This window comes from Pseudomonas sp., from assembly GCF_049590575.1.
GTDB lineage: Bacteria > Pseudomonadota > Gammaproteobacteria > Pseudomonadales > Pseudomonadaceae > Aquipseudomonas.
This window is the reverse complement of sequence record NZ_JBAWDE010000071.1, coordinates 1-3,969: the sequence shown is the minus strand read 5'-3', so window position 1 is coordinate 3,969 and position 3,969 is coordinate 1. Positions and strand designations below refer to the sequence as shown.

3 protein-coding genes are annotated in these 3,969 nt (G+C 60.4%); 1 reads left to right on the top strand and 2 read right to left on the bottom strand.

Annotation, left to right across the window (positions count from 1 at the left end):
• Positions 1-61: 61 nt before the first annotated feature.
• Positions 62-1,291 (bottom strand): M20/M25/M40 family metallo-hydrolase, encoded by a 1,230-nt coding sequence (locus tag WBR57_RS05325; protein ID WP_424082803.1) that lies wholly within the window; start codon positions 1,289-1,291, stop codon positions 62-64.
• A gap of 47 nt (positions 1,292-1,338) precedes the next feature.
• Positions 1,339-2,355 (bottom strand): diguanylate cyclase, encoded by a 1,017-nt coding sequence (locus tag WBR57_RS05320; protein WP_424082801.1) that lies wholly within the window; start codon positions 2,353-2,355, stop codon positions 1,339-1,341.
• A 409-nt stretch (positions 2,356-2,764) separates the two neighbouring features.
• Here WBR57_RS05320 and WBR57_RS05315 point away from each other — a divergent pair.
• Positions 2,765-3,969, top strand: a 1,205-nt coding sequence (locus WBR57_RS05315) for a ribonucleotide-diphosphate reductase subunit beta (protein ID WP_424082799.1), incomplete at its 3' end; no start/stop codon positions are given.

The following is a 3,969-nucleotide window of genomic DNA, read 5'->3' as shown; positions in this document are numbered from 1 at the left end:
GGGCAAGCCTGCTCGCCACAAGGGTTTGCTCATTACAGGAATTGGCTGTCCTGCAATCAGATCACCGCTTTGACAGCTCCATGATCATGCGGCTGAGCAAGTAAATCCGCGGCGCCACACTCTCCACATCCGCGTATTCTTCCGGCGTGTGAATATTCCCGCCCACGATCCCGAACCCGTCCAATGTCGGCGTGCCAACCCCGGCGGACAAACTCGCATCCGCCGCCCCGCCGCTGCCTTCAATAGTCAATTTTTTGCCCAGTTCCCCGTAGATCCCCTGGGCAATCGCGACCAGTTTGTCCGACTCCGGCGTTTGCGGCATGGGTGGCAGGCCGCGCTGCAGGGTGGTCTTCACGTCGGTTTCGGGGATCAGTTTGTTGGCCGACACCCGCGCGAGGTCTTTCTCGATCCGATCAAACTCTTCCGGCAGCGCGGCGCGCACGTCGGCTTTGGCGGTGGCCTGGTCGGGGATGACGTTGGTGCGGTCGCCAGACTTGATCACGGTGAAGTTGATGGTGGTTTTCTTCTCTTCGTCGCCCAGTTTGCCCAGTTGCAGGATCTGGTGCGCGGCTTCCATGGCGGCGTTGCGCCCCAACTCAGGCGCGACGCCGGCGTGGGCCGCTTTGCCTTTGACTTCGACCACCGCGGTGGCGCTGCCTTTGCGCCACACCACCAGGCCGTCGGCTGGGCGGCCGGGTTCGAGGTTGAGGGTGACGTCGTGGGCTTTGGCGGTTTTGCGGATCAGCTCGGAGGCGGCGTCGGAGCCGGTTTCTTCGCTGGCGTCGAGCAGGAAGGTGATTTGCGCATAGTCCTTGAAGCCCTGGTTTTTCAGGACTTTCAACGCGTAGATGCCGGCGACGATGCCGCCCTTGTCATCCATCACGCCCGGACCATAGGCGCGGCCGTCCTTGATATGGAACGGGCGCTCGGCGGCCGATCCTTCCTTGAACACGGTGTCCATGTGCGCCATCAGCAGGATCTTGGCCTTGCCGGTGCCCTTGAGCGTGGCGATCACGTGGCTGCTGTTGGCCGCCTTGTCCGGCACGAGTTCAATGGTGAAACCGAGTTGTTTCAGCTCGTCAACGGCAATGTCGCGCACTTGGGTCAGACCCGGCTCGTAGCCGGAGCCTGAGTCGATATTCACCAGGCGCTCAAGCAGTTTCAGGGCCTCGGTCTTGTACTGTTCGGCATCCGCCTGGATTGGCTTGTGGGGTTCGGCGCTGTAGGCCGGGATCGCGAAGGACAAGGCCAGGGTCGCGGCCAGGAGGGTACGTGGAAAGTTGAAGAGCATGGACCGGTCCTTGTTTGTTGTTGGAGGTGCTGCCACACCCTACCCCACTAGACCGATCGCAACCAACTCCCCTGCACTGAACTGACCCGGTTACGCCCGCTGCTCTTGGCCTCGTACAAGGCCTGGTCGGCGTCGTTCAACCAACTGGTGGAGTCGGCGTGCCCCGGTTGATACGGCGCCAGGCCGATGCTCAAGCTCACGCGCAATGTCGGGTCCTGGACATACGCCAGCGCGTTGAACCGGTCGCGCAGAGCGTCCATCACTTCGGTCGCGCGGCTAAGGGGCATGTCCGGCAAGATCACGCAGAACTCGTCACCACCATAACGTCCGGCCAGGTCGGTGGCGCGCATGTTTTGGCGCAGCACCTTGCTGAGTTGGCGCAGGACGATATCGCCAGTGACATGGCCATACGTGTCGTTGATGGCCTTGAAGTGGTCGATGTCGATCAGCGCAATCGCCGCACCCTGCTGTTCACGGCGGCAGCGTTGGAACTCGATTTCCAGATGGTCTTTCCAGGCGCCATGGTTAAGCAGGCCGGACAGGCTGTCGGTGCGGCTCAAGGCCAGCAGCTCGCGCTTGTGACGGGCCAGGGTCACGGCCTGGCGGTAGCAGATCCAGCCGAGGGCCAGCGGATACAGCATCAGGATCGGCAGGCAGGCGTAGAGCTGGGCCTGGGTGGTCACGGCGATAAACGCCGGCGCAAATATCAGCAGCGCGGCGCCGATGCCCAGCGCCTGCGCCACCCACCCCGCGAGCATGAAACGCGGGCCGCCGATGGCCACGTTGTTCATGGTCATCATCGACAGCGTGGTCACGGCGGGCAGTGGATTGAAGTGCATGGCGCCGACCCAGAACCCGCCGCAGAACGAATCGAAAAGCAGGTTGCGGCGTTCGCTGCGCAACGCGTGGGCGCTACGCAACGACACTTGATACGCCAAGTGCGGCCAGACAAATGCGTTGACCAGCATCCAGGCCCACACCCACCAGGCCGGGTTCAAGGGGTACATGGCAAACACCACGCACACAAGGCCGAGCGTCAACCCCAGGATTCGGGATTTGTACATCCGTGAAGCGAGCGGAAGTGCGTTTCCTTCTGCTGCGGACATGGCGGGATGAAATCCTGAGGGAGTGCCTGGAGTCTATCAGGGCGCGGGCAGATCGCCACTACCACTCAGAAGCCCGGCGGGTGCCGCAGGTGTTTGACGCACCATTGAATGATGCAGGTCGGTAAACCCAAGCGTTACAGCCGGCCAGAGACCTTGCTGCGATTTATAACCGCCTATGTTGTGCGTTGACCAACCCTGTTACACACCATATAGTGTGCCCACAAACAAAACAGACCACTACATAGTGTGCAATCTCGGTATTTACCGACCACACTATGCGCAATATTTCAATGCTTTGTAGCCTGCAAATCACCTATTAATAGACGGGTTCACACGCCGTCAGAACAGACCAGGAAGGAGTATTTCAATGCTGAGTTGGGATGAAGTCGACAACGAAGACACCGGTGCAGCGGTGATCAAGGGCGCCAACGCCGGGCATGCCAGCGAAGCCAACATGGACCGCCTCGACGGTGCCGGTGCCGCGGCTGCCCTCGAAGCGCGCAATGTGACTGCCAACGACTCCGCCGCCATCATCCGCGCCAAGGCCGCCCTCGACAAACTCGACGTCGCCGAAGGTCTCGCCGAGCTCGAAGGCTCCGCCGCCCGCGTCGCCGTTGACGAAAAGCGCATGATCAACTGCCGCGCCGACCTCAACCAACTCGTGCCCTTCAAGTACGACTGGGCCTGGCAGAAGTACCTCGACGGCTGCGCCAACCACTGGATGCCGCAAGAGGTCAACATGACCGCCGACATCGCCCTGTGGAAAACCCCCGAAGGCCTGACCGACGACGAACGCCGCATCGTCATGCGCAACCTCGGCTTCTTCTCCACCGCCGACTCCTTGGTCGCCAACAACCTGGTCCTGGCCGTGTACCGCCTGATCACCAACCCGGAATGCCGCCAGTACATCCTGCGCCAGGCCTTCGAAGAAGCGATCCACACCCACGCCTACCAGTACTGCATCGAATCCCTGGCCATGGATGAAGGCGAAATCTTCAACATGTACCACGAGATTCCATCGGTCGCGAAAAAGGCCGCCTGGGGCCTGAAATACACCCGTTCGATCTCCGATCCGAAGTTCGAAACCGGCACCGTCGACACCGATAAAGAACTGCTGCGCAACCTCGTCGCCTACTACTGCGTCCTGGAAGGCATCTTCTTCTACTGCGGCTTCACCCAGATCCTGTCCATGGGCCGCCGCAACAAAATGACCGGCGTGGCGGAACAGTTCCAGTACATCCTGCGCGATGAGTCGATGCACCTGAACTTTGGTATCGATGTGATCAACCAGATCAAAATCGAAAACCCGCATTTGTGGGATGCCGAGATGAAAGAAGAAGCCACCCAGATGATCCTGCAAGGGACGCAGCTGGAGATTGAATATGCACGCGATACCATGCCGCGCGGCGTGTTGGGCATGAACGCGGCGATGATGGAGGACTACCTCAAGTTCATCGCGAACCGTCGTCTGTCGCAGATTGGGCTGAAGGAAGAGTATCCGGGGACGACTAACCCGTTCCCTTGGATGAGCGAGATTATGGATTTGAAGAAAGAGAAGAATTTCTTTGAGAC